This window comes from Aureimonas sp. Leaf427 (assembly GCF_001425485.1).
Lineage (GTDB): Bacteria > Pseudomonadota > Alphaproteobacteria > Rhizobiales > Rhizobiaceae > Plantimonas.
Genome location: NZ_LMQW01000051.1, coordinates 174,590 through 199,193, shown reverse-complemented (window position 1 = coordinate 199,193; position 24,604 = coordinate 174,590). Strand labels below are relative to the sequence as shown.

General features: G+C 67.2%; 17 protein-coding genes, 2 tRNA genes and 1 pseudogene. 14 read left to right on the top strand and 6 right to left on the bottom strand.

All coding sequences use genetic code 11. The features are described from left to right. The first annotated feature begins 111 nt into the window (after nucleotides 1-111). Nucleotides 112-3,531 carry a class I SAM-dependent DNA methyltransferase gene (locus ASG62_RS21680; protein ID WP_056690278.1) on the top strand — a complete coding sequence of 1,140 codons (3,420 nt, stop codon included), beginning with the start codon at nucleotides 112-114 and terminating at the stop codon, nucleotides 3,529-3,531. 125 nt (nucleotides 3,532-3,656) lie between these two features. After that, nucleotides 3,657-3,746: transfer RNA gene (locus ASG62_RS21675), tRNA-Ser, on the top strand. Between the two features lie 136 nt (nucleotides 3,747-3,882). Here the strand turns inward: ASG62_RS21675 and ASG62_RS21670 are convergent. Further along, nucleotides 3,883-5,121, bottom strand: coding sequence for an MFS transporter (locus tag ASG62_RS21670; RefSeq protein WP_056690274.1), 1,239 nt, complete (start codon nucleotides 5,119-5,121; stop codon nucleotides 3,883-3,885). Between the two features lie 108 nt (nucleotides 5,122-5,229). On the opposite strand from ASG62_RS21670, the pseudogene ASG62_RS21665 reads away from it, so the two are divergent. From ASG62_RS21665 to ASG62_RS21615, 11 genes and pseudogenes are all read left to right on the top strand, one after another. Next, a pseudogene (locus tag ASG62_RS21665) lies at nucleotides 5,230-5,670 on the top strand (winged helix-turn-helix transcriptional regulator); the annotation flags it as partial. Nucleotides 5,671-5,984: 314 nt separating this feature from the next. Continuing rightward, nucleotides 5,985-7,112, top strand: coding sequence for an acyl-CoA dehydrogenase family protein (locus ASG62_RS21660; RefSeq protein ID WP_056690271.1), 1,128 nt, complete (start codon nucleotides 5,985-5,987; stop codon nucleotides 7,110-7,112). A gap of 9 nt (nucleotides 7,113-7,121) precedes the next feature. Continuing rightward, a complete protein-coding gene (locus ASG62_RS21655) occupies nucleotides 7,122-7,895 on the top strand; it encodes an enoyl-CoA hydratase-related protein (protein ID WP_056690268.1) in 774 nt (257 codons plus the stop codon). Between the two features lies 1 nt (nucleotide 7,896). Next, complete coding sequence (locus ASG62_RS21650; RefSeq protein WP_056690264.1) at nucleotides 7,897-8,988, top strand: enoyl-CoA hydratase/isomerase family protein; 1,092 nt, start codon at nucleotides 7,897-7,899, stop codon at nucleotides 8,986-8,988. Between the two features lie 167 nt (nucleotides 8,989-9,155). Further along, complete coding sequence (locus ASG62_RS21645; RefSeq protein ID WP_056690261.1) at nucleotides 9,156-10,067, top strand: LysR substrate-binding domain-containing protein; 912 nt, start codon at nucleotides 9,156-9,158, stop codon at nucleotides 10,065-10,067. A gap of 206 nt (nucleotides 10,068-10,273) precedes the next feature. Next, nucleotides 10,274-11,425, top strand: a complete 1,152-nt coding sequence (locus ASG62_RS21640; protein WP_056690258.1) for an ABC transporter substrate-binding protein — start codon at nucleotides 10,274-10,276, stop codon at nucleotides 11,423-11,425. Nucleotides 11,426-11,666: 241 nt separating this feature from the next. After that, nucleotides 11,667-12,656: an ABC transporter ATP-binding protein gene (locus ASG62_RS21635; RefSeq protein ID WP_056690253.1), complete on the top strand. Its 990-nt coding sequence runs from the start codon at nucleotides 11,667-11,669 to the stop codon at nucleotides 12,654-12,656. A gap of 76 nt (nucleotides 12,657-12,732) precedes the next feature. Continuing rightward, a complete protein-coding gene (locus ASG62_RS21630; protein WP_056690250.1) occupies nucleotides 12,733-13,668 on the top strand; it encodes an ABC transporter permease in 936 nt (311 codons plus the stop codon). Continuing rightward, a complete protein-coding gene (locus ASG62_RS21625) occupies nucleotides 13,658-14,467 on the top strand; it encodes an ABC transporter permease (protein ID WP_056690247.1) in 810 nt (269 codons plus the stop codon). Before ASG62_RS21630 ends, ASG62_RS21625 begins: the two co-directional genes overlap by 11 nt. Nucleotides 14,468-14,490: 23 nt before the next feature. Beyond that, complete coding sequence (locus ASG62_RS21620; RefSeq protein ID WP_056690244.1) at nucleotides 14,491-15,918, top strand: gamma-aminobutyraldehyde dehydrogenase; 1,428 nt, start codon at nucleotides 14,491-14,493, stop codon at nucleotides 15,916-15,918. A 302-nt stretch (nucleotides 15,919-16,220) separates the two neighbouring features. Then, on the top strand, nucleotides 16,221-17,450 hold the full coding sequence (locus ASG62_RS21615; protein WP_156382298.1) for an EAL domain-containing protein: 1,230 nt from the start codon (nucleotides 16,221-16,223) through the stop codon (nucleotides 17,448-17,450). 116 nt (nucleotides 17,451-17,566) lie between these two features. On the opposite strand, the gene ASG62_RS21610 is transcribed toward ASG62_RS21615, so the two are convergent. The 5 genes from ASG62_RS21610 to ASG62_RS21590 all read right to left on the bottom strand — a co-directional run bounded on the left by ASG62_RS21610 (nucleotide 17,567) and on the right by ASG62_RS21590 (nucleotide 22,799). After that, nucleotides 17,567-19,474, bottom strand: coding sequence for a methyl-accepting chemotaxis protein (locus ASG62_RS21610; protein ID WP_082536986.1), 1,908 nt, complete (start codon nucleotides 19,472-19,474; stop codon nucleotides 17,567-17,569). A gap of 591 nt (nucleotides 19,475-20,065) precedes the next feature. Further along, nucleotides 20,066-20,141: transfer RNA gene (locus ASG62_RS21605), tRNA-Lys, on the bottom strand. A 150-nt stretch (nucleotides 20,142-20,291) separates the two neighbouring features. Next, complete coding sequence (locus tag ASG62_RS21600) at nucleotides 20,292-20,771, bottom strand: PilZ domain-containing protein (protein WP_162245989.1); 480 nt, start codon at nucleotides 20,769-20,771, stop codon at nucleotides 20,292-20,294. A 241-nt stretch (nucleotides 20,772-21,012) separates the two neighbouring features. Beyond that, on the bottom strand, nucleotides 21,013-22,032 hold the full coding sequence (gene ilvC, locus ASG62_RS21595) for a ketol-acid reductoisomerase (RefSeq protein WP_056690235.1): 1,020 nt from the start codon (nucleotides 22,030-22,032) through the stop codon (nucleotides 21,013-21,015). Nucleotides 22,033-22,109: 77 nt separating this feature from the next. Continuing rightward, a complete protein-coding gene (locus ASG62_RS21590) occupies nucleotides 22,110-22,799 on the bottom strand; it encodes a TetR/AcrR family transcriptional regulator C-terminal domain-containing protein (protein ID WP_244487468.1) in 690 nt (229 codons plus the stop codon). A gap of 340 nt (nucleotides 22,800-23,139) precedes the next feature. Here ASG62_RS21590 and ASG62_RS26785 point away from each other — a divergent pair, with 340 nt between their 5' ends. Further along, nucleotides 23,140-24,489 carry a hypothetical protein gene (locus tag ASG62_RS26785; RefSeq protein ID WP_156382297.1) on the top strand — a complete coding sequence of 450 codons (1,350 nt, stop codon included), beginning with the start codon at nucleotides 23,140-23,142 and terminating at the stop codon, nucleotides 24,487-24,489. Nucleotides 24,490-24,604: the final 115 nt, after the last annotated feature.

Below are 24,604 nucleotides of genomic sequence, written 5' to 3'. Positions count from 1 at the left end.
AAATACACGCGTAACCGCAATTCCAAGTTGATCCATGCGTTTTCGATTTGTAGCTATAGGTTGATATTTATCCTCCACTCTATCACTGGTTGATAGAGATGGGGTCGGTGCATGCCGCAGAGGATCGAAGCGTTCATCGCGCGTTGGCAGGGGCGCGAGGGCGGACAGGAGCGCGCCAATTACGGCCTGTTCCTCGCCGAGCTCTGCACCGCCCTGGACCTGCCGCGGCCCGATCCGGCTTCCGTCTCCAATGCGGGGAACGACTACGTCTTCGAGCGGCGGGTTCGCGAGGTGGCGAGAGACGGGAGCGTCTCCCATCGTCGCATCGATCTCTACAAGCGCGACAGTTTCGTGCTGGAGGCCAAGCAATCGCGTTTCTTCGGCGAAAAGAAGCTCGACGACGAACCGGAGCCCGGCGCCGATGCCGGCCGGCGCGGGCGCCGCAGCGCCAATCGCGGCTGGGACGCGCTGATGCTGAACGCGCGCAACCAGGCGGAGGGCTATGTGCGCCTCCTGCCCTCCGATCACGAGCCGCCGCCCTTCGTGCTCGTCTGCGATGTCGGCCATTGCATCGAGGTCTATGCGAACTTCCGGCGGGACGGGAAGGCCTACGATCAGTTTCCCGATCGCCGCTCCTTTCGGATCTATCTGGAGGAGCTGCGCGACCCCGCCGTGCGCGAGCGGCTGCGCCTCGTCTGGTCCGACCCGATGGCGCTCGATCCCGCGCGCCATCGCGCCGAGGTCACGCGCGATATCGCCGCGCGGCTCGCGACCGTCTCGAAGACGCTGGAAAAGGCCGGCCATCCCGCCGAGGAGGTCGCCATGTTCCTCATGCGGCTGCTCTTCACGATGTTCGCGGGCGACGTGGACCTTCTGCCGAAGGACGCGTTCACGGCGCTCCTGCGCGACTGCGAGCGCCAACCGGACATCTTTCCCGCCATGCTGGAGGATCTTTGGGCGGCGATGGACAAGGGCACGTTCACCGCCTCGATCAAGCACAAGGTCAAGCGCTTCAACGGCGAGTTCTTCAAGAACCGCACCGCTCTTCCCCTGTCGCGCGAGGCGATCGGCGAGCTCGTGGCCGCGGCCGACCGGAACTGGCGCGAGGTCGAGCCGGCGATCTTCGGGACGCTGCTCGAACAGGCACTGGAGCCGAGCGACCGCCGGCGCCTGGGCGCACACTACACGCCCGGCCGCTATGTCGAGCGTCTGGTCGTGGCGACCGTCATCGATCCGCTGCGGGCGGAATGGGCGGAGGTTCTCTCCACGGTGGAGCGTCAGAAATCGGCCGGCCGCAACCGCGACGCGATCGCGACCGTCCAGGCGTTTCACGACAAGCTCTGCGAGATGCGGGTGCTCGATCCCGCCTGCGGCACCGGCAACTTTCTCTACATCGCCCTCCTCCTCATGAAGAAGCTCGAGGACGAGGTTCTGGAGGCCGTGGTCGATCTCGGCGGCCAGGAGGCGCTGACGGGCCTTGCCAGTCACAGCGTCGATCCGCACCAGTTCCTGGGGCTCGAACTCAACCCGCGCGCCGCCGCCATCGCCGAACTCGTTCTCTGGATCGGTCATCTCCAGTGGCACATGCGCTCCAAGGGCGGCATTCCGGGAGAGCCGATCCTGCGGGCCTTCCACAACATCCAGGTGATGGACGCCGTGCTGGCCTCGGACGAGGACCGGGCGGACGACGACGTGCCCTATCCGAACCCGCGCCGGCCGGACTGGCCGGCGGCCCATTTCATCGTCGGCAATCCGCCCTTCATCGGCGGCAAGGATCTCAGGGCCCGCCTGACGCCCGACCGGGTCGAAGCGCTCTGGGCCGCGCATCCGCACATGAACGAGAGCGCCGACTTCGTCATGTACTGGTGGGACCGGGCCGCCGAGCTTCTCTTGCGCAAGGGGTCGATCCTCCGGCGCTTCGGCTTTGTCACCACCAATTCCATCAGCCAGGTCTTCCAGCGCCGCGTCATGGAGCGGCATCTCGGCGCCAAGCGCCCCCTGTCGATCGTCATGGCCATTCCCGACCATCCCTGGACGAAGCAGGCGCGCGACAGCGCCGCCGTGCGCATCGCCATGACGGTGGCCGAAGCCGGCTCCGTCGAAGGCGTCCTCGGCGAGGTCGTATCGGAGGACGGGATCGACACGGATTCGCCGGCGATCGTCCTGCGCGAGGTTCGCGGACGGGTGAATTCCGATCTGACGGTCGGCGTGGACGTGAGTTCAGCTCTCCCACTTCTCGCAGGCTCGGGGCTTTGCTCGCGTGGCATGTCGCTTCATGGCGCCGGCTTCATCGTCACCCTGCGGCAGGCGCTCGCGCTCGGCCTGCGCCGGCATCCGGGCCTTCGCGACCATATCCGCGACTATCGAAACGGACGCGACCTCACGGCGCGGCCGCGCGGGGTCATGGTCGTCGATCTCTTCGGGCTCGGCATCGACGACGTCCGCCGTCGGTTTCCCGAAGTCTATCAACACGTCCGGCTGGAGGTGAAGGAGAAGATCGAGATCGTGGACGGGCAGGAGAAGCGAACCGGCCGCGACTGGAACAACCGCCAGAGCTATCGCGACAACTGGTGGATCTTCGGCGAGCCCCGCCGGGAGCTGCGGCCCGCGCTCGAGCCGCTGCAACGCTACATCGTGACGGTGGAAACCGCCAAGCATCGCGTCTTCCACTTCGTCGATCGGGCGATCATACCGGACAACATGCTCGTGGCCGTGGCGGTCGACGATCCGTTCGCGCTCGGTGTCCTGTCCTCGCATGTTCACAAGGCCTGGGCCTTGCGGGCCGGAGGCTGGCTCGGAATCGGCAACGATCCCCGCTACTCGAAATCCCGCTGCTTCGACCCGTTTCCGTTCCCCCTCGCTTCCGGCATCCACGCGCCGACCATCCGCGCCATTGCCGAGGAGCTCGACGCCCATCGAAAGCGTGTCCTCGCCGAGCATGGCCACCTCACCCTGACCGGCCTCTACAACGTCTTCGAACGCCTGCGTGCGGGCGCGAGACCTGCGCAGCTGACGCCGAAGGAGCGGCGCATCTTCGACGACGGCGTCGTTCTCGTCCTGAAGGAGCTTCACGACCGGCTGGATGCGGCGGTCGCCGCGGCCTATGGCTGGCCCGCCGATCTCCCGCAGGAGGACATTCTCGCCGGGCTCGTAGCGCTGAACCGCGAGCGGTCGTCGGAGGAGGCGCGCGGGCTCGTGCGCTGGCTGCGGCCGGACTATCAGGTGCCCCGCTTCGGCACGGAGACCGAGCGGGCGCGCCAGCTGGAAGCCGATTTCGGCGCCGCGGTGGCCGCGACCGCGACGGGGCCCAAGGCCCCCTTCCCGAAGAACGAGCTGGAACAGACCGTCGTCGTCATGGCCGCCCTCGCCGCCGCCGGAAGGCCGCTCGACGCCGCCGGCATCGCGGCGCGGTTCAAAGCCGCCCGCCAAGTTCGCACCGCGGTCGGCGACGTGCTCCATGCCCTGCGCCGCATGGGCCAGGCGTCCACCGAAGACGAAGGCCGCACCTTCGCCCTCAAACGCGCGGCATGACCCTGGGATCGCCGGCCCCAAACCTGTCCGCCTGCCGGCACGCCAACCCGAATTCTCGGGACACCGCCGCCGAAAGCACCGGAAAGGCTTGAAACCTCGGCCCGACTCCTTTAGACGCCCCGATTGGAGAGGTGGCCGAGTGGTCGAAGGCGCGCCCCTGCTAAGGGCGTATACGGGAAACCGTATCGAGGGTTCGAATCCCTTCTTCTCCGCCATCCCGTCGATCTCACATCAAAGCGCGATATTCTGGGCGATGGCTATGCAGTCACCGCCGCGTGGCCGAGAGTTGCGCGCTCGTGCGCTACGCCCAAGGGCGCCGCCACCGGCGCCATCGGACGATTGAGGGCACCGTTATTCGTCCTGTGCGCATGTCCTGCTCGCTCGGCTGATCGGGAGGCGAAGCGTGGTTCCCCAAACCATCAGGGCGACGGCGCTGAAGCTTGCTCCGAGCAACGACACGCCGGACCATCCCGCGCGGGCATAGGCCATCGTCGAGCTGATGGCCCCGATGGCGCTGCCGATGGAGTAGAACACCATGTAGCCCCCGACGAGACGGCTGCTCGCTTCGGGATGGCGGCCGAATATGATGCTCTGATTGGTGACATGGACGGCTTGCACGGCCAGATCGAGCAGGACGACGCCAACGAGAAACAGCGGCAAGGATGCCGGCAGCATCGCGATGAGCGCCCATGAGGCCAATAACAGCGTGAGCGACATTCCCGTGGTCCATTGCCCGAGATCGCGATCGGCGAGCCGGCCCGCGCCTGTCGCCGCCACCGCCCCTGCCATGCCGACGAGGCCGAACAAACCGATCTGCGTATGGGAATACGAGAAGGGCGGGACGCTGAGCGGCAGGACCAGGGCCGTCCAGAACGTGCTGAACGTCGCGAAGACGAACAGGGCCAGGAGACCGCGAACCAGCACTATCCGGTCGCGCAGGAACAGGATGGGGATCGAGCGCAGCGTGGCGGCGTAGCTGTCGATGCTGTCGGGCGAATGCTGGCGCGGCAGGACACGGATCAGCAGTCCGACCATTGCCGCCGTCAGAATGGCCGAGGTCAAATAGACCGAGCGCCAGCCACCGAGATCGGCCAGCAATCCAGCGATGAAGCGGGCGGCGAGGATGCCGATCACGACGCCGCTCGTCACCATGCCGACCGTCTTGCCACGCTCGGCAGGAGTGGCCAGCGTCGCTGCGAACGCCACCAGGGTTTGCACCACGACGGCAAGCAGGCCCATCGCCGCCAGACTGGCGAACAGTATCGCCTCGCTGCCCGCCGTCGCCACGGCAAGCAAGGCAACGACCGACAGGATGCCCTGGCCGAGGATCAGACGGCGGCGGTCTCTCAGATCGCCAAGCGGAACAATGAAGATCAGCCCCAGCGCATAGCCAACCTGCGTCAGCGTCACGACGAGACCGATCGCGGACGGGGAGATGCCGAACTCCCGTGCCATCGAATCGAGCAAGGGTTGGGCGTAGTAGATGTTTGCGACGCTGAGGCCCGCGGCGACGGCGAAGATCAGCGTGGTGATCCTCGACAGTCCCGTGCCTGTCTCGCGCCGCGTGCGGCTTTTGTCTGCGTCCTGCATGGCGGTTCCGCTCGCGACGTTTCATCTAGTCCTATATCAAGACCACTTGAGCGCGCGTCAATCTAGTTCTATTTTGGGACCAGAGTTGACCGATGGAGATCGAAGATCATGGCCAAGCGGGTGAGCCAATGGGATGCGGGATGTCCGGTCGCGCGCGCGCTGGATGTCATCGGCGACTGGTGGTCACTGCTGATTGTCCGCGACGCCTTCGACGGCGTCAGGCGGTTCAGCGATTTTCAGACGGGGCTCGGCATCGCAAAGGGGATGCTGGCGACGCGACTGCGAGACCTGACCGAACGCGGCATTCTAGAGATGGCTCCCGCCTCGGACGGCAGCGCGTACCGGGAATATGTCCTGACGGAGAAGGGGCGTGGTCTTTTCCTCGTCATCGTCGCGTTGCGTCAATGGGGCGAAGGTCATCTCTATCGCCCCGACGAACCGAAATCCTCGCTGGTGGACATCGAAACAGGCGTTCCCGTCGCCCGACTCGAGTTGCGTTCGCAGGACGGGCGGCCCCTGGATTGGAGCGATACAGAAGTGAAGAAAACCGATGGCCGCGGCCCGGATGCCGACGGTGCGGGAAACTCAGCGAGAACCGTGAAGCGTCAGGGACAAGTGGAAACCGGTCATCCCGAAACGACAGACGATGTCACGAGAAGTCGGAGTCTGTCCGGTTCGGAACGAAGCTGACAGACTCCGGCAGGTTGTACGGCTCTGGCGCAATCCGTTGCGAATGGACCGGAAATGCCGTCCCTCGCATATCGGCCTACGGCGCTACGTTGCCGGAGACAGCTGCGAGCCGCCGGCATGACCTCGGTCCGCGGCGAAGAAGCGATCGCCATGGCAATCGAAAGGATCAACGGATGCTGCTCGACGACTTGCAGGAACAGATTCGCTCGGCCGCCCGCGATTTTGCGGTCCATCGTCTCGCTCCCGGCGCGGCCGCCCGAGATCGGGACAGCGCCTTTCCCCATGCCGAGCTCAAGGAGCTGGGAGAGCTCGGCTTCCTCGGCATGCTCGTGACGGAAGAGTATGGCGGCTCCCAGATGGGAACGGTCGCCTACGCCCTGGCGCTGGAGGAGATCGCGGCCGCGGACGGCGCGTGCTCGACGATCGTATCGGTCCATTCCTCGGTCGGCTGCGTGCCGATCCTGCGCTTCGGAACGCCGGAACAGAGGGCACGCTTCCTTCCCCGGATGGCGTCCGGCGAATGGATCGGCGGTTTCGCCCTGACCGAAGCCCAGGCCGGGTCCGATGCCTCGGCCTTGCGCACCCGCGCCCGGCTGGACGGCGATCACTATGTCATCGACGGCTCCAAGCAGTTCATCACCTCCGGCAAGAACGGCAAGGTGATCATTGTCTTCGCCGTGACCGATCCGCAAGCGGGCAAGAAGGGCATCTCCGCCTTCATCGTGCCCACCGACACGCCGGGTTATCAGGTCGTTTCGGTCGAACATAAGCTGGGGCTGCACAGCTCGGACACCTGCTCGCTGGCCTTCGACGACATGCGCATCCCGGTGGAGAACCGCCTGGGCGCGGAGGGCGAGGGCTACAGGATCGCGCTGGCCAATCTGGAGGGCGGACGCATCGGCATCGCGTCGCAGGCGGTGGGCATGGCGCGGGCCGCGTTCGAGGCGGCAACGGCCTATGCCAAGGAGCGCAGGAGCTTCGGCAAGGCGATCATCGAACATCAGGCCGTCGGGTTCAGCCTCGCCGACATGGCGACCCAGATCGAGGCGGCGCGCCAGCTGGTGCTCCATGCGGCGAGCCTGCGCGACGCGGGACGACCGTGCCTGACGGAAGCCTCCATGGCCAAGCTGTTCGCGTCGGAAATGGCGGAGAAGGTCTGTTCGGCGGCCATTCAGGTGCATGGCGGCTACGGCTATCTTGCGGACTATCCGGTCGAGCGAATCTACCGCGACGTGCGGATTTGCCAGATCTACGAGGGCACCAGCGAAGTGCAGCGCCTCGTCATCGCCCGTCAACTGTAGGAAAAGACGATGCCAAACGCGATCGAGATCAGCAGGGAAGGCCGCGTCGCACTGATCCGGCTCAACCGTCCGGCGCAGCTCAATGCGTTGAATTCGCAGATCGCGGCCGAGATGGTTGCGGCGGTGGAAGAGCTGGAGACGGACAAGGATATCGGCGCGCTCGTGGTGACGGGTTCGGACCACGCCTTCGCGGCCGGTGCCGATATCGCCGAAATGGCGGGCAAGAGCGCCGAACAGATGGTCGAGGAAAATTTCTTCGGCATCTGGGACCGCTTTGCGGACAGTCGCCTGCCGAAGATAGCGGCCGTCAACGGCTATGCGCTGGGCGGCGGCTGCGAACTGATGATGATGTGCGATTTCGCCATCGCGGGCGAAAGCGCGAAGTTCGGTCAGCCGGAGATCAAGCTCGGCGTCATCGCGGGCATGGGCGGCACCCAGCGCATGACGAAGCAGATCGGTCGGGCGTTGTCGATGGACCTGCATCTGACGGGGCGGACGATGGCGGCGGACGAGGCCTTGCGCGCCGGTCTCGTGGCCCGCGTCGTGCCCGACGCGGACGTGGTCGCAACCGCGATGGCCGCGGCGACGCAGATCGCCGGCTACTCGCGCCCTGCGGCACGCCTGGCACGCGAGGCCGTGATGAAAGCGGAGGAATTGTCGCTGCGCGAAGGCATTCTCTACGAGCGGGCCCTCTTCCACCGTCTGTTCGGCACCCACGACCAGCGCGAGGGCATGGCCGCCTTCATCGAGAAGCGCCAACCCGACTTTCGAGGGGAGCGCTAGAATGTCCGAGGCGCCGCGAAATGACGTCACGCCACACGACACCGTTCTCATGGCGGTGGAGGGCGCATTGGGGCGCCTTCATCTCAACCGACCGGAGGTTCTGAACAGCCTCGATCTCGATATGGTCCGCAAGATCGCACGAGATGTGGAAGCGCTGGAAGGCAACCCCGCCGTTCGCGCGATCGCGCTGACCGGGGAAGGCCGGGCGCTCTGCGCGGGCGGCGACGTCAAGATGATCTGGCAGTCGGGGCGAAGCGCGCCGGCGAAGGCTCTCGCCTTCTGGGCGGAGGAATACCGGCTGAATGCCCGGATCAGCCACCTCAGCAAGCCCTGGCTCGCCTTGATGGACGGAATCTGCATGGGCGGCGGCGTCGGCCTGTCCGTCCATGGCAGCCACCGCGTCGTGACGGAGCGCACGAAGTTCGCGATGCCGGAAACCGGCATCGGCTACTTCCCCGATGTCGGCGGCACATGGGCGCTGGCGCGCGCGCCGCGGCGCCTCGGGTTCTGGATCGGCCTCACCGGGGCCAGCATCGGCGCGGCCGATACGATCGCCGCCGGTCTCGCCGATATCATGGTTCCGTCCGATGCCATTCCGGCCCTTTTGTCGGATATCGCATCCGGCCGGAGCGTGGATGCGGCTTTGGCGGCCCATGCGGTCGATCCCGGCCGTTCGACGCTGAAGGAGAATGCCGGGCTCATCGACGACATCTTCCGCATCCCGGACATGGGAGGCATTTTCGCGGCCCTGCGCGACGACGGCTCGGACTTCGCCATGGCGACGATGTCCCACCTCGAGCGGAAATCACCCACCAGCCTCGTTCTGACGCTGCATCTCATGCGCGAGGCGCAGAGGTCGGCCTCGCTCGAAATGTGCCTCGACCGCGAATACGCAACCGATGCGGCGATCCTCGGCGGTCACGACTTCTATGAAGGCGTCCGCGCTGCCGTCATCGACAAGGATCGCAATCCGGTCTGGTCTCCGGCCAGACTGGAAGAGATCGATCAGCCGGCCCTTCTCGCGACGATCAAGCCCCTACCCTCCCTGTTTCCGACAGCGGCGTCGGACCACCTTCCATGGAAGCAGAGCTGATCGGAACCGGCCGGTCGCCTTCATCAGCCCCTAAAAGGGCGCTGCGCCATTTCGCTCGTCCGGCAGGGCTCGACCGCGGGAGACCGTCGGCGCGAGGCGACTGCGACCGAACTGGACGCACCCGTTCGACGGAGCGATGATGGGCGCGTGGCAGAACGGGATGGGTCATGAGCTTTACGTTTCGCCAGCTTCGATACTTCGTGGCGGTGGCGGAGGGGGGAACGGTTTCGGGGGCGGCGCAGATCTTGTCGGTGTCCCAGTCGGCCGTGACGGAGGCTGTGAAGGATCTGGAATTCGATCTCGGCGTCCAGCTCTTCGAGCGCCACCGGCGCGGCCTGTCGCTCACCCATAAGGGCCAGCTCTTCCATCGCCATGCGCTGAAAATCCTCGGCGCCGTGTCCGATGCGCGGCAGAGCTTCGCCGAGGAGACGCGGTCGGAGCCCGGCCATCTCAACTTCGGCGTCACGTCGCTCGTCGCGGGCTATGTCCTGTCCGAGATCCTGGCGCGCTACCGCCGCGCGTTCCCCGCCGTCGAGACCCGCGCCATCGAGGACAATGGCGACTATCTCGAACATCTCCTGATCGGCGGGGAGCTCGACGTCGCGGTCATGGTGATCTCGAACCTGCGCGATGGAGTGGCGCTCCAGTCGCAGGTCTTCGAGCGCTCGCCCTACCAGCTCTGGATGCCGAGCGGCCATCCGCTGGCGGCGAACGACGTGGTGGAGGCCGCCAGCATCGGGCGCGAGCCGCTGATCATGCTGACCGTGGACGAGATCGAGGAAAACACCGGCCGGCTTCTCTCCGCGCTCGGCGCCAAGCCGAACGTCGCCTTTCGCACCCGCTCCGTGGAGGCCGTCCGCAGCCTCGTGGCGACCGGTGCCGGCATCGCGCTCCTGCCCGACCTCGTCTATCGGCGCTGGTCGCTGGAAGGCGACCGGATCGAAAGCCGGCCGGTCTCGGGGGACCTGCCGATGGTCGAGGTCGGGGTCGTCTGGCGGCGGGGTTCGGTGCTCGGGCGCGCGGCCAGCGACTTCATCGCCATGGCCGGCGCCGACCACGGGCCCGCGCGGCCGCGCTGACTGATATTCCTCGATCGGCTGGCCACCGGGCTTCTGAGTGGGATCGCCCATCCGCGCGCATCGAAAGGCCGCCTTCGGCGGCAACCTTCAGCTATCGGTTTTTCCGAATTCACGTATCGGGCGAATGCGTTTGCCATGTTCGAACCTGCCGCTAATCTCGCCAGGACGGCTTGCTGCCCAGTTCCTCACCTCGATGGAGAGTCTCGATGAAGCCCATGCTCAGGACATGCATAGCGCTGACGGTCTCGGCGGCATTTTGCGGCCAGGCGCTTGCCCAAAGCGCGATGACGGCGGTGGGCGACGGGGAAGGCGAAGTCCGCATCGTCGCCTGGCCCGGCTATATCGAGCGCGGCGAGACCGACAAGGCCTATGACTGGGTCTCCGAGTTCGAGACGGCGACCGGCTGCAAGGTCTCGGTCAAGACCGCCGCCACCTCCGACGAGATGGTCACGCTGATGAACCAGGGCGGTTTCGACCTCGTGACCGCCTCGGGCGATGCCTCGCTGCGGCTCGTCGCGGGCAAGAAGGTCCAGCCGGTCAACACCAGCCTCATCCCCTCCTTCGCCAAGGTCGACTCCCGCCTCCAGGATGCGCCCTGGTACACGGTGGGCGGCGAGCACTACGGCGTTCCCTATCAGTGGGGGCCGAACGTGCTCCTCTACAGCACCGAGGTCTTCAAGGAGGCGCCGACCAGCTGGGGCGTCGTCTTCGAGCCGCAGGACCTGCCGGACGGCAAGCCCAACCAGGGCCGCGTCCAGGCCTATGACGGCGCGATCTACATCGCCGACGCCGCCAACTACCTGATGACGAAGAAGCCCGAGCTCGGCATCAAGAATCCCTACGAGCTGAACGAGGAGCAGTATGCCGCCGTCCTCGAGCTTCTGAAGGGCCAGCGCGCGCTCGTCGGCCGCTACTGGCACGACGCCGCCGTGCAGGTCGACGACTTCAAGACCGAAGGCGTCGTCGCCTCCTCCTCCTGGCCCTTCCAGGTGAACACGCTCCTCGCCGACAAGCGGCCCGTCGCTTCCACCATCCCGGCCGAGGGCGCCACGGGCTGGGCCGACACGACCATGCTCGCCACCGACGCCGCCCATCCCAACTGCGCCTACAAGTGGATGGAACATTCGCTCTCGCCGAAGGTGCAGGGCGACGTCGCCGCCTGGTTCGGCTCGGTGCCCGTCGTGCCCGACGCCTGCAAGGCCAGCGACCTGCTGGGCGCGGAAGGCTGCGCCACCAACGGGTTCGAGAATTTCGACAAGATCAAGTTCTGGCGCACGCCGACCGCCCAATGCGAAGCCGGCACCTGCGTGCCCTATTCGCGCTGGGTCTCCGACTACATCGCCGTGATGGGCGGCTGATGCCCCGCACGAACGGGACTGGCACCGCAGGGGACGCCGTCCCCTGCAACCCCGCCAAGGGACGTCGTCCCTTGGAACCCGTTCTCGCATGTCTCTCAGGATGGGGCCTCCGGCCTCATCCTGAGAGACACCTGAAAAGAAGGGCCCGGGACTTCGCTCCGCCCGAAGGACGGGCGAGACCAGCGGGCCGCGCAGAGGGTTCAGGGCGCCGGGCTCGGTGCACCAAACGCCAGCGTGCGGCATGAGCGCCGTCGAGCTTCGAGAGATCAGCCGTGTCTTCGGCACCGTGCGGGCGCTGGACAAGATCGATCTCGCGATCGCGGAGGGCGAGTTCTTCGCGATGCTGGGGCCGTCCGGGTCGGGCAAGACGACCTCGCTGCGGCTGATCGCGGGCTTCGAGCAGCCGAGTTCGGGCGCGGTCCGGATCTTCGGAGAGGACGTGACGGGCGTTCCGCCCTATCGGCGGGCCGTGAACACGGTCTTCCAGGACTATGCGCTGTTCCCGCATATGAGCGTCCTCGACAATGTCGCCTATTCGCTGATGCTGCGGAAGGTGGCGGGGCCGGAGCGGCATAGGCGGGCGGAGGCGGCCCTGGAGATGGTGCGGCTCGGCGGCTACGGCGCGCGAAAGCCGGGGCAGCTCTCCGGCGGGCAGCGGCAGCGCGTGGCGCTGGCGCGGGCGATCGTGAACCGGCCGAAGGTCCTGCTTCTCGACGAGCCCCTCGGCGCGCTCGATCTCAAGCTGCGCGAGGAAATGCAGGAGGAGTTAAAAAGCCTCCAGCGCACGCTCGGCATCACCTTCGTCTTCGTCACGCACGACCAGGGCGAGGCGCTGTCCATGGCGGACCGGGTTGCCGTGTTCGACACGGGGCGCGTGGCGCAGGTTGGAACGCCGGAGGAGATCTATCGCCGCCCGGCGAGTCGCTTCGTCGCGAGCTTCGTCGGCTCCTCGAACATCCTGCCGCCGGACTTCACCGAGGCGGTGACGGGCCAGCGGCGCTGGGCGAGCCTCCGGCCCGAGGCGATCACGGTCACGACGCTCGGAGAGGCGCTGCGCGGCCGGATCGTGACGCGCAGCTTTCTCGGCGCGACGACCCGTCTCGGCATCGAGCTTCCCGACGGCACGAAGATTCATGCCAGCGTTCCGGCCGGGCAGTCGTTGCCGGCGGATGGGCAGGTCGGGCTGAACTTTCCGCGCGAGGCGCTGCATCTGATGGAGGCGGCGACGTGAGGGCCGGCCGGACCCATCGATCTCCCCCCTCTGGCAAGGAGACCGAGCCTGCCCCGACCGCTGCGGGGGACGTTCGATGAGCGTCGTCGTTCAGCCGGAATCGGGACGAAAGCCCTCCATCGCGGATGCGCTCTGGCGCCGGCCGACGCTTTTCGCCGCGCTGCTTCTGGCGCTGCCGCTCGGCTGGCTGGTCGTCGTCTATCTCGGCTCGCTGGCCGCTCTCCTCCTGCAGAGCTTCTATTCGCTCGACGACTTTTCCGGGCTCGTCGTGGAGGAGTTCACGCTCTCCACCTATGGCCAGCTCTTTTCCGCCTCGAACCTTCAGATCATCCTGCGCACCGTGGTCATGGCGGCCTCGGTGACGGTCGCGGCGGCGATCGTCGCCTTCCCCATCGCCTATGTCGCCGCACGCCATGCCAAAGGCGCGTGGAAGGCGGCCTTCTATCTGGCGGTCATGCTGCCGCTCTGGTCGAGCTATCTCGTTAAGGTCTATGCCTGGAAACTGATCCTCGCCAAGGAGGGCATTCTCGGCTGGGCCTTCGCGACGCTGCACCTGACACCCGTGCTCGACGCGGTGCTGGCGATCCCCGGCATCGGCGGCAACTCGCTGTCGGTCTCCGCGCTCGGCACCTTCCTCGTCTTTCTCTACGTCTGGCTGCCCTACATGATCCTGCCGCTGCAGGCCTCGCTGGAGCGCGTGCCGAAGACCCTCACCGACGCCTCGTCCGATCTCGGCGGCTCGCCGGCGCAGACCTTTCGCCATGTCACGCTGCCGCTCGCGCTGCCCGGCCTCGTGGCGGGCTCGATCTTCACCTTCTCGCTGACCCTCGGCGACTACATCATCCCGCAGATCGTCGGAACGTCCCGGCTCTTCATCGGGCAGGCCGTCTACACGCAGCAGGGCACGGCCGGCAACATCCCGCTTGCCGCCGCCTTCACGATGGTGCCCATCCTCATCATGGGCCTCTACCTCTGGGCCGCACGGCGCGCGGGAGCCTTCGATGCGCTCTGAGCCCGGCACGCCCTCTGCCCTGAAAGCGGCGGCCGCAGCCGGCCTTCTCTTCCTGCTGGCGCCGCTCGCGCTGATCTTCGTCTATGCCTTCACGACGGAGGAGCGCTCCTTCGTCTGGCCGCCGCCGGGCCTGACGCTGCGCTGGTTCGCCGTCGCCTGGGAGCGGCCGGACATCTGGGCGGCGCTGACCCTGTCCTTGAAGGTCGCGGCGGTCTCGACGCTGCTGGCGCTGATCCTCGGCACGCTCTGCGCCGCCGCGGTCAGCCGCTTCCGCTTCTTCGGGCGGGAGGCGGTGTCGCTTCTCGTCATCCTGCCGATCGCCCTGCCCGGCATCGTCACCGGCATCGCGCTCCGCTCCGCCTTCGGCGCCTTCGAGATCCCCTTCTCCTTCTGGACGATCGTCCTCGGCCACGCGACCTTCTGCATCGTCGTCGTCTACAACAATGCGGTCGCGCGATTCCGCCGCCTCCAGGGGTCGCTGATCGAGGCCTCGATGGATCTCGGCGCCGACGGGTTTCAGACTTTCCGCCACATCGTCCTGCCCAACATCGGCTCGGCGCTTCTGGCCGGCGGAATGCTCGCCTTCGCGCTGTCCTTCGACGAGGTCATCGTCACCACCTTCACCGCCGGCCAGGAGCAGACTTTGCCGCTCTGGATGCTGGAGGAGTTGATCCGGCCAAGGCAGCGCCCCGTCACCAACGTGGTGGCGATGATGGTGGTGCTCGTGACCTTCCTGCCGATCCTCGCCGCCTACTTCCTCACCCGCGACGGCGGCGAGACCGCCGGCGGGGGCAAATGAACGACCACCCGGAGAGCACCCCCATGCACACAGAGATGCTGATCGGCTCGAGCTTCGAAGCGGGCACCGAAGCCGAGGAAACGGTTCTCGATCCGAAGACCGGCGAGACGATCCTGATGCTGCCGGAGGCCTCGGCCTCCCAGATCGACCGCGCCGTGGCCGCCGCCGAGACGGCCTTCAAGAGCTGGTCGCGCACGACGCCGGCCCAGCGCTCGGCCTATCTTCTGAAGATCGCGGACGCGATCGAGCGGGACGCGGAGGCCTATGCGCGCCTGGAGGCGCTGAACTGCGGCAAGCCGATCAATGCCGTCTTGAACGACGAGATCCCGGCGATCGTCGATTGCTACCGCTTCTTCGCGGGCGCCGTGCGCACCGTGCCTGGCCAGGTCGCGGGCGAATACCTGCCGGGCCACACGTCGATGATCCGGCGCGATCCGATCGGCATCGTCGCCTCCATCGCGCCCTGGAACTATCCGCTGATGATGATGGCCTGGAAGCTCGCCCCGGCCATCGCGGGCGGCAACACGGTCGTCTTCAAGCCCTCCGAGCAGACGCCGCTGACGGCGCTGAAATTCGCCCGGCTCCTTGCCGACATCCTGCCCGAAGGCGTCGTCAACATCGTGCTCGGCCAGGGCGGCAGCGTCGGCAACGCGCTGATCAACCATCCGAAGATCGACATGGTGTCGATCACCGGCGATATCGCGACGGGCAAGAAGGTGCTCCAGGCGGCCGCCAAGACGGTGAAGCGGACGCATCTGGAACTCGGCGGCAAGGCGCCCGTCGTCGTCTTCGACGATGCCGATCTCGACGCCGTGGTGAGCGGCCTTCGCGCCTTCGGCTTCTACAATGCCGGGCAGGACTGCACGGCCGCGTGCCGCATCTATGCCGGGCCGAAGATTCACGACAAGCTCGTGGCCGATCTCTCCGCCGCCGTCTCGACCATCCGCTATGCCGAGGCCGACGACACGGTGAACGAGATCGGACCGCTCATCTCCAAGCGCCAGCGCGACCGTGTGTCGAGCTTCGTCGAGCGCGCCGCCGAGTTCTCGCACATGGAGGTGACGGCCGGCGGCAAGACCGCGGGCGATCGCGGCTTCTTCTTCCAGCCGACCGTGATCGCGGGCGCCCGGCAGGACGACGAGATCGTCCGGCGCGAGGTCTTCGGCCCCGTCGTCTCGGTGACGCGCTTTTCCGAGCCCGAGGAGGCCGTCGCCTGGGCCAACGATTCCGACTACGGCCTCGCCTCCTCCATCTGGACGAAGGACATTTCCAAGGCGATGGAGACGGCGGCGCGGATGCGCTACGGCTGCACCTGGATCAACACCCATTTCATGCTCTGCAACGAGATGCCCCATGGCGGCCTAAAGCAGTCCGGCTACGGCAAGGATCTCTCGACCTACGCGCTCGAAGACTACACCGCCGTCCGCCACGTCATGATCGCCCACGGCTGAACCGGCGAGCGCCGTGCGTCGTCGGGGACGCGCGGCGCGGCCTCTCCTCGCAACCGTCAACGAGCGGTTTCGGCTCATTGCAAATGTGAGAGGAGCCGCCATCCGGCAGCGTGCGACGGGTCGCTGCGCGCCTCCACATCGGCCCTTAACCATCTGACCGCGAAAGCGGTTCGGCTGGCATCCGGTCATGTCCTTCGGTACGCAAACCCACATATCCGCGCCTTGCGGACCCGGATATTGTCATTATACCATCGGATGTGCGCGGGGGCGCTCGGGAGACGGCGGGAGAGCCGGAATTGCAATTGGCTCACGGCTTTCAGACCACAGCCGACAATGATCTGGTCTCGGCTATCCTTTTCCCGGACATTCAGCGCATTCTTCGCACGATCCGCGTCCATCTCGGAATGGACATCGCCTTCGTGTCCCATGTCGTCGGAGCCGAACGCGTCTTCCGCTACGTGGAGGGCGCGTCGTCGCTGGTGGAGCTGAAGGTCGGCGACTGCGGACCGCTCGACGAGAGCTACTGCCAGCGGGTCATCGACGGGCGGCTCCCGGAACTCGTGCCCGACACGTCGGCGGTGTCCGAAGCCATGGCGATCCCGGCGACGAGAGAGCTTCCCGTCGGCGCCCATATGAGCGTGCCGCTGCGGTTCTCGGATGGCAGCGTCTACGGCACCTTCTGCTGCTTCAGCCATGCGCCGCGTCCGGCCCTCAACGATCGCGATCTCGACGTGATGCGGGCCTTCGCCGAGATCACGGCTCACCAGATCGAGTCCAGCGAGGCGCAGCAGCGCGAGCGGGACGTGAAGCGCGCCCGGATCGAGGCCGTCCTGGCGGCGGGCGGGCCCTCCATCCTGTTTCAGCCGATCATCCTTCTTTCGGATCGCCGCGTGGTCGGCGTCGAAGCGCTGTCGCGCTTCGAGAGCGAACCGCGGCGCTCGCCCGACCAGTGGTTCGCGGAGGCCGCGGAGGTCGGGCTCTGCACGGCGCTGGAGCTGGCGGCCGTTCGCAACGCCCTGAAGGCCTGGGCGCCGGTCTGGCGCGACATGCCCCTGCAACTCGGCCTCAACTGCTCGCCGAAGCTGATCATCGAGGGCGGGCTGAAAGACGTCCTCGCGGAGGTTCCGGCCGACCGGATCGTTCTGGAGCTGACCGAGCACACCGAGGTCGACGACTATCTGCTCCTGAATGACAGGCTCCAGCCGCTGCGCGATCTCGGCGTGCGGGTGGCAATCGACGATGCGGGCTCGGGTTATGCCAGCATGCGCCATATCCTCACCACGCGCCCCGACATCATCAAGCTCGACATCAGCCTGACCCGGCGGATCGACAGCGATCCGATGCGCCGGGCGCTGGCCCAGGCGCTCATCGGCTTTGCCGCCGGCTTCGACGGGCGGATCGTCGCCGAAGGCGTCGAGACGGAACAGGAACTGGCTGCCCTGCACGAGCTCGGCGTCCACGCCGCTCAGGGCTATTTCATCGCCCGGCCGATGACCGTCGAGGCCTTCCGGCAGTTCCTCTCCCACCGCTAAGCCGGCGGAGCACCGGCTCGGTGCCTTCGACAAGGCCGATGCCCCGTATCTCCCCCCAAACGAAAAAGAGGCCCTGGCGGCCCCTTCTTATCGTCGATCGATCGGGCGAACCGCCGTCAGAACTCCGCCCACTCGTCCGCGGCAGCACGCGGAGCGGCGCCGCCATGTCCCGTGGCCCGCATCTGCGGGACGGGGCCCCTCGGGGCGGCAGCGGCGGGCCTGGACGGAGCAGACCTTGCGGCGGCCGGCGCGGCGGAGCGCGTGCGGAAGGTCTCGACCAGCTGCGCCAGTTCGTTGGTTTCGGCGGTCAGCGTCTGCGCGGCGGCGGTGGTTTCCTCCACCATCGCGGCATTCTGCTGCGTGACCTTGTCCATGTGGTCGGCGGCCGTCGAGACCTCCTTGAGGCTCGTCGACTGCGCCTTTGCGCTCTGCGCGATCTCGGAGATGACGCGGTTCATCTCGGAGACGCCGGAGAGAATGTCCCCCAGCGAGCGGCCGGAGGCGGAGACGAGTTCGACCCCTCGCCCGACCTGCGCGGCCGAAGCCGAGATCAGCGTCTTGATCTCCTTGGCGGCTTCCGCCGAGCGCTGGGCAAGACCACGGACTTCCTGCGCGACGACCGCGAAGCCGCGACCGGCTTCGCCGGCGCGGGCCGCCTCGACGCCCGCGTTCAGGGCGAGAAGGTTCGTCTGGAAGGCGATCTCGTCGATGACGCCGATGATCTGGCCGATCTTGTCCGAGGACTGTTCGATCTGGCTCATGGCCTCGATGGCGCGGCCGACGATCTCACTGCCTTTTTCCGCGTTCTTCTGCGCCGTGGCGACGGTCGCCTGCGCCTCGCCGGCATTGCCGGCCGTCTCGTCGATGCCGCGCGCGACGTCGGACAGGGCGGCGACCGTCTCCTCCAGATTGGCCGCCTGCTGCTCGGTGCGCTGCGAGAGATCGTTCGACGCGGTCGAGATCTCGCCGAGGCCGACGCGGATCGAGCCGATGGAGCCGACGACCGAGCCGATGGCGGTTTCGAGCGAGGCGACGGCGGAGTTGAAGAGATCGCAGATCGCCTGGTACTCCGCCGCGACCGGCCGATCCAAGCGAACGGTGAGGTCGCCCTTGGCCAGCGCGCCGAAGCCCGTGGCGATGTCGTCGACGAAACCGGTCAGAGCGCGGGCCTTGGCCAGTTCCACCTCGGCCTGACGATCCGCCTCGCTGCGATTAGCCTCGCGCGTCGCCTCGGCCTCGCGCTCCAGGCGCAGCTTCTCGATCGCGGCGTCCTTGAAGGTCTGCACGGTGGCGGCCATCTCGCCGATCTCGTCGCGCCGCCCGGCATGGGGCACCTCCGCTTCGCGGTCGCCGGCCGCAAGGCGGCGCATGGCGGCGGTGATCGCCGCCAACGGGCCGGCGATGCTGCGGGCGATGGGCAGCGCGCTGGCGCAGAGGACGATCAGAATGAGAGCCATCCAGCCGAGCGACTGGTAGAGCTGGTTCTCGAACTCCGCCTGCAGGTCGTCGATGTAGACGCCGGTGCCGACCGTCCAGTTCCAGGGGGCGAAGAGCTGCGAATAGGAGAGCTTGGGCAGCGCCTCGGTCTCGCCCGCCCGCGCCCGGTAATAGGTGGTGAAGCCGCCGGCCTTGCCGGTCTCGATCAGCTTGCGGACATGATAGAGGCCGGTCGCGTCCTTGTCGTCCCAGCCGCTCTTGCCCTCGAGCTTGCGGTCGCCATGGATGACGCGGGTGCCGTCGGGCTGGAAGGCGAAGATATAGTCGCCCTTGCCGTAGCGCATGGAGCTGACGGCATCTCGCGCGGCCAGCTGCGCCTGCTCCAGCGTCAGCGAGCCGTCCGCGGCCTTGTCGGCATAGAATTGCAGCGCGGAGACGGCCGACTGGACCTGCGCCTTCAGAAGCGTTTCGCGGCCCTCCCAGATCATGCCCTTCATGGCGACGAGCTGAACCGTCATGGCGGACAGACAGATCACGGCCGACACCGCGATCAGCAGCATCAGCTTACGCCAGATTGTAAAACGCATCGAAAGCCCCGATCCCAAACCCCGTGACGGACAGTTCTAGCGTTAAATTTATAAGGAACTCTTGTGCCGCCGCTTCATAATGCCACTGCTACGCTTTCATCGCAGCACAGCACACGCGAGCACATATCCACCGATCGCATTCCAGTTCATTCGACTGTCGAACGAGCTGAACCCAAGACGCTCGACCGAGCATGGCTCTGGGCCCATCGAGCGCCGATCTGTTCATGTCCCGATGCGGCAAAGAAGGCGCGCCCTCACCCGGAGAGGATCGCGGGTTTCTATTATCCGATGGCGGGCTTGCCGGGCCTTTTGAAACGAAGCACGGGGCACGCGCCGTTCCCCCCCCCTCCCAGCGTGGACTGCTCTCGAAGGCATCATGTCCACGAGAACCGCCAGCCCGGCCGGATGACGAGCATCGACGTGGATCGTCTCGATCGCGCCGGCACATCCCGACAGAACGGCGGCACTATGCCGGCCGAAAGGCCGTCAGCCGCCGGCACGATGACTGTCTCGTCTACCCTACCGAAGGAGACCGTCTCTCGACGGTGCCTCAGTGTTAAAACTTGTCTTGAAGATTTTCAGCGAAGATAATGGTGGGTGTGCACAGGTTCGAACTGTGGACCCGCTGATTAAGAGTCAGCTGCTCTACCAACTGAGCTACACACCCATCATGCGGCCGAGGCCAGCACCGCGCCGCCGGGGCAGCGCGTTCGGTTCCGAAGAACCGATGGCGGCTCTATAGCCAGAGTCGCCGGTCGTGTCCACCATCCAAAGGCGCGAGGTGCATCTTTTTTGGCGGGTGGCTCCCCTTTTGCCCTCACGCCCAGGGAAAACGCCGGGTCAGCGCGGCCGGAAGCGTCTCCGGCACGATGCGGCGGATGTGGCCGGCGGCGTGGGAGGCCTCGGAGCCTGGCGAGGAGGCGCGGTCGTTGAATGGATCGCCGGGGCCAAAATCGGACTGGTCGGAGCCCGAAGGCTTGGCGTCGAAGCCATGCGCCGCCTGTTCCTCTTCCTCCGAGACGACGTCGAGAAAGCGGATGCCCGCGAGCATGCCTCGGCGATAGACGAGCTTGGCCGGCCGCTCGGGGTCGTCGCCGATCCGAACCTCGAAGGTCTTCGGAAGATGGGCGGCTTCGTCGATGGTCAGGAGGGCGCCGGTCGCGGAAATGTTGCGGACGATGCAGTCGTAGGTCGAAAAGCGGTTGTTGAAGAGGATCTTCGCGCGCTTCAGCGTGCGGGTTCGCGGGGCGACACGACGCTCGGAGCCATCGGGTTCCTCGTGGGTCACGGCGCTCACGGCGGCCTCCATCGGGTTTCGATCGATAGCCGACCATATGCGATCAGACTTAAAGCTTTACCAAGATAACCCGGCGGAAGCATGCGCTTCCCCGGCTCGAAGGCCGGGGAAGAATGGTCGTCGGCGGCAAAAGCCCGGGTCCGGATGATCGCGGTCGCGACAGGCCGGACACGGGCCGCGGCCGGGGCTCCTGCCGGATCTCGTCCGGCGGGAGCACCCGTGCCGCTTTCTTGCCGAAGGCTTAGTTGCGGGCCTTGTCGACCAGCGCGTTGGACTTGATCCACGGCATCATGCCGCGCAGCTTCTCGCCGACGGCCTCGATCTGGTGGCTGTCGTTGTTGCGGCGGATGCCCTTGAAGCGTGCGCCGCCCGAGCGGTATTCCTGCATCCAGTCGGAGGTGAACTTGCCGGTCTGGATGTCCTTCAGGACCCGCTTCATCTCGGCCTTGGTCTCTTCCGTGATGATGCGCGGGCCGGTGACGTACTCGCCCCACTCGGCGGTGTTGGAGATCGAGTAGTTCATGTTGGCGATGCCGCCCTCGTAGATGAGATCGACGATGAGCTTCACCTCGTGCAGGCACTCGAAATAGGCCATTTCCTCGGCATAGCCGGCTTCCACCAGCGTCTCGAAGCCGGCGCGGATCAGCTCGACCAGACCGCCGCAGAGCACGACCTGCTCGCCGAAGAGATCGGTCTCGCACTCTTCGCGGAAGTTGGTCTCGATGATGCCCGAACGGCCGCCGCCGACGCCGCAGGCGTAGGAGAGCGCCAGTTCCAGCGCGTTGCCCGAGGCGTTCTGGTGAACGGCGACGAGGCAGGGCACGCCGCCGCCCTTCTGGTATTCGCCGCGAACGGTGTGGCCGGGGCCCTTCGGCGCGATCATGATGACGTCGACGGAGGTCTTGGGCTCGATCAGGCCGAAATGGACGTTGAGGCCGTGGGCGAAGGCGATGGCGGCGCCGTCGCGGATGTTCGGCGCGATGTCGGCCTTGTAGATGTCGGCCTGCAGCTCGTCCGGCGTGGCCATCATCATGAGGTCGGCCCAGGCGGCGGCCTCGGCGACGGTCATGACCTTGAAGCCGTCGGCCTCGGCCTTCTTGGCGGTCGGAGAGCCGGACTTCAGCGCGATGGCGACGTTGCCGGCGCCGGAATCCTTGAGGTTCAGCGCGTGGGCGCGGCCCTGGCTGCCATAGCCGATGATGGCGACCTTCTTGGACTTGACGAGGTTGAGATCGGCATCCCGGTCGTAATAAACGCGCATCGCTTCGTTTCCTTCGTTTCTGACGTGGTTGGTGCTGGTAGAGCGGCGAGACGGCCACATTGCTCGATCACCGGCGGCTAGGGCCGCGCTCGGCGTTGGGGATCGGCGCCCGATCCCGGCCTTGCCCCGTGAAGGGCGAAGAACTGCTCGGTCGCCCGCCGCGCATTCTGCGCGATCTCGTCCGGCGTCGGCGCGAGCTGCTCGCCGAGGAGAAGACGGATCTGCACGTCGCGCACGACGAGACCGAAGAAGGTGGCGAAGGCTTCGTCCGCGTCGTCGAAGACGATCAGCCCGGCGGCGCGACCGGCCTCGATCATCGGACGAAGGCGGCGGCGCATGGCGGAGGGCCCGTTTTCCAGCACGATCGAGCCGAGCGCGACCGAAGCCGCCTCCCCGCCCCGATCGGCGACGGCCTCGCCCACCGCAAGCCGGTTCAGCGCGACGGAGGTCCGCCCGGTGATCACGGTCAGCCAATCGCGCGCAAAGCCCTCGAGGCTCTCGAAAAGCGCGTCCCGATCGAGCCCGCCGGCCGGCACGGGCGGCATGCGGACCTTGGCCGCCTGCCACTGCACGGTGGCGGTCAGAAGACCGTCGCGGCCGCCGAACCACTTGTAGAGCGTTTCCTTGGAGCAGCTCGCCCGCTGCGCGACCGCGCTCATGGTCAGCGATTCCCCGGCATCGACGAGGAGGCCGAGGGCGGCATCGAGCACCTCGCGCTGACGCGTCGTCAGCGGCCGGCCTTCGATTTCGGCATCCTCGATGTCCAAGTTCCTGCCGCTCCGCCTGAAGTACCGTACGTTACGGTACGGCTCTCTAGCGGGCTTCGATGCGCGCCGCAAGAGGTCCTCGCGGCGATCGCCGGCGAGACGGTGCGGCTCGGCCTGCGCAGGCGGCCGGGCGCCGGCTAGATCCTTCGTCGCGCATGACGTTCTGGCCTGGTGCGGGTAAAGCAGCTTTGGAAAGCGCGGGCGCGTGCGGAGGATCGTTCGCGATCGGGGCATGCGCGGATGCGTGATGAACTCTCTGCGACGGGAGCATGGCGGCAGTTGACAGGCCCGACCCAGGCCTGTTCCCTGCCAGCGCCGCGGAGAACGGCTGGAGGATGCAATGGGAAGTTCAAGATTCGTGCCGCTCGTGATCGCCGGATTCATCGGCCTTCTCGTCGGCTGGCTGCTCGGACCCGACGTCGATGACGTCGAGGAGGCGCTCGGCGACCGGCTGACGCAGATCGAGGCGAAGGTCGATGCCGTGCAGGCGCCGCTCGGCGCGCTCCAGACGGGCTTCAAGGGCGTCGACGAGCGAATCACGCAGATCGCGACGCAGGTCCAGGCCGTCGGCACGCCGACGACGGATGCCGTCACCGCGCTCTCCGCGAAGCTCGACGAGGCCAATGCAGCGACGAAGGCCGCGACCGACGCGCTCGCGCAGAAGCTCGACGCGATCGCCGCGGCACCGGCTCCCGCAGCGTCCGCCGGCGGCGGCGAGTTCGCGGCGCTGGCCTCCGGGCTCGGCAATAGCGGCGCCATCCTCCTTGCCGGCCAGTCCGCGATCTTCGGATCGCAGACGCTGACGGTCGCCAGCGTCGCCGACGGCAAGGCCTCGCTGGCCCCGCAGGGCGGCACGCCGAGCGAAGTCGCATCCGGCGCATCGGTCGATCTCGGCAATGGCTGCTCGGTCACGCTGAAGGGCGTCGCCGGTCCCGCCGCGCTGCTCGCACCCGCCGGCTGCGGCGCTCCCGCCTCCGGCGCCGCCGCTCCGGCAGCGGCTCCTGCACCGGCGGCCCCGGCAGCGGCTCCTGCGCCCGCAGCGGCCCCTGCTCCTGCTGCCGCTGCTCCGGCCGCAGCCGCGGCTCCGGCCGCCGGAAACGGCTCGCTGGTGATCGGCCAGACCGCCGTGTTCGGCGAGAAGAAGGCCTTCCTGTCGCGCATCGACGCCGGCGCCCAGACCGCCCACTTCTTCGTGCCCGGCAAGGGTCAGGTTCCCGGCAAGGCCGGCGAAGCCGTCGATCTCGGCGATGGCTGCAGCCTGACGGTCGCCAGCGTCGAGGCGACCTCCGTCTCGGTCCAGCCGACCGGCTGCGGCGAGGCGCCCGCCGGCGCAGCGCCCGCAGCACCCGCCCCGGCAGAGGCAGCGGCACCGGCGGCGCCGGCCCCGGCCCCGGCCACAGCGCCCGTCGCCCCTGCCGAACCCGCCGCTGCACCGGCGGCGGCCCCCGCGGCCGCTCCCGCCGGCGCGGCCGGTGCCGGCGCACCGATCGGCATCGGACAGACCGCGACCTTCGGCGAGAAGCGCATCTTCCTGTCCCGCCTGACGCCGGATGCCGCCTACATCGTCGTGATCGGCTCCGGCCCGCAGGAAGTGAAGACCGGCGCATCGGCCGATCTCGGCGGCGGCTGCACGGCCAAGCTCGACAAGATCGATGCCGCCACCGCGAGCTTCACGCCCGCCGGCTGCTGACCCCAGGGAACGACCAGCGCAAGACGGCGGCGGAGCGATCCGCCGCAGTTTTCATTTGAGCGCAACGAAAAACGCGACGCGCGAGGGAATTCGTCGGTCGGGAGGCCAGCTCGGT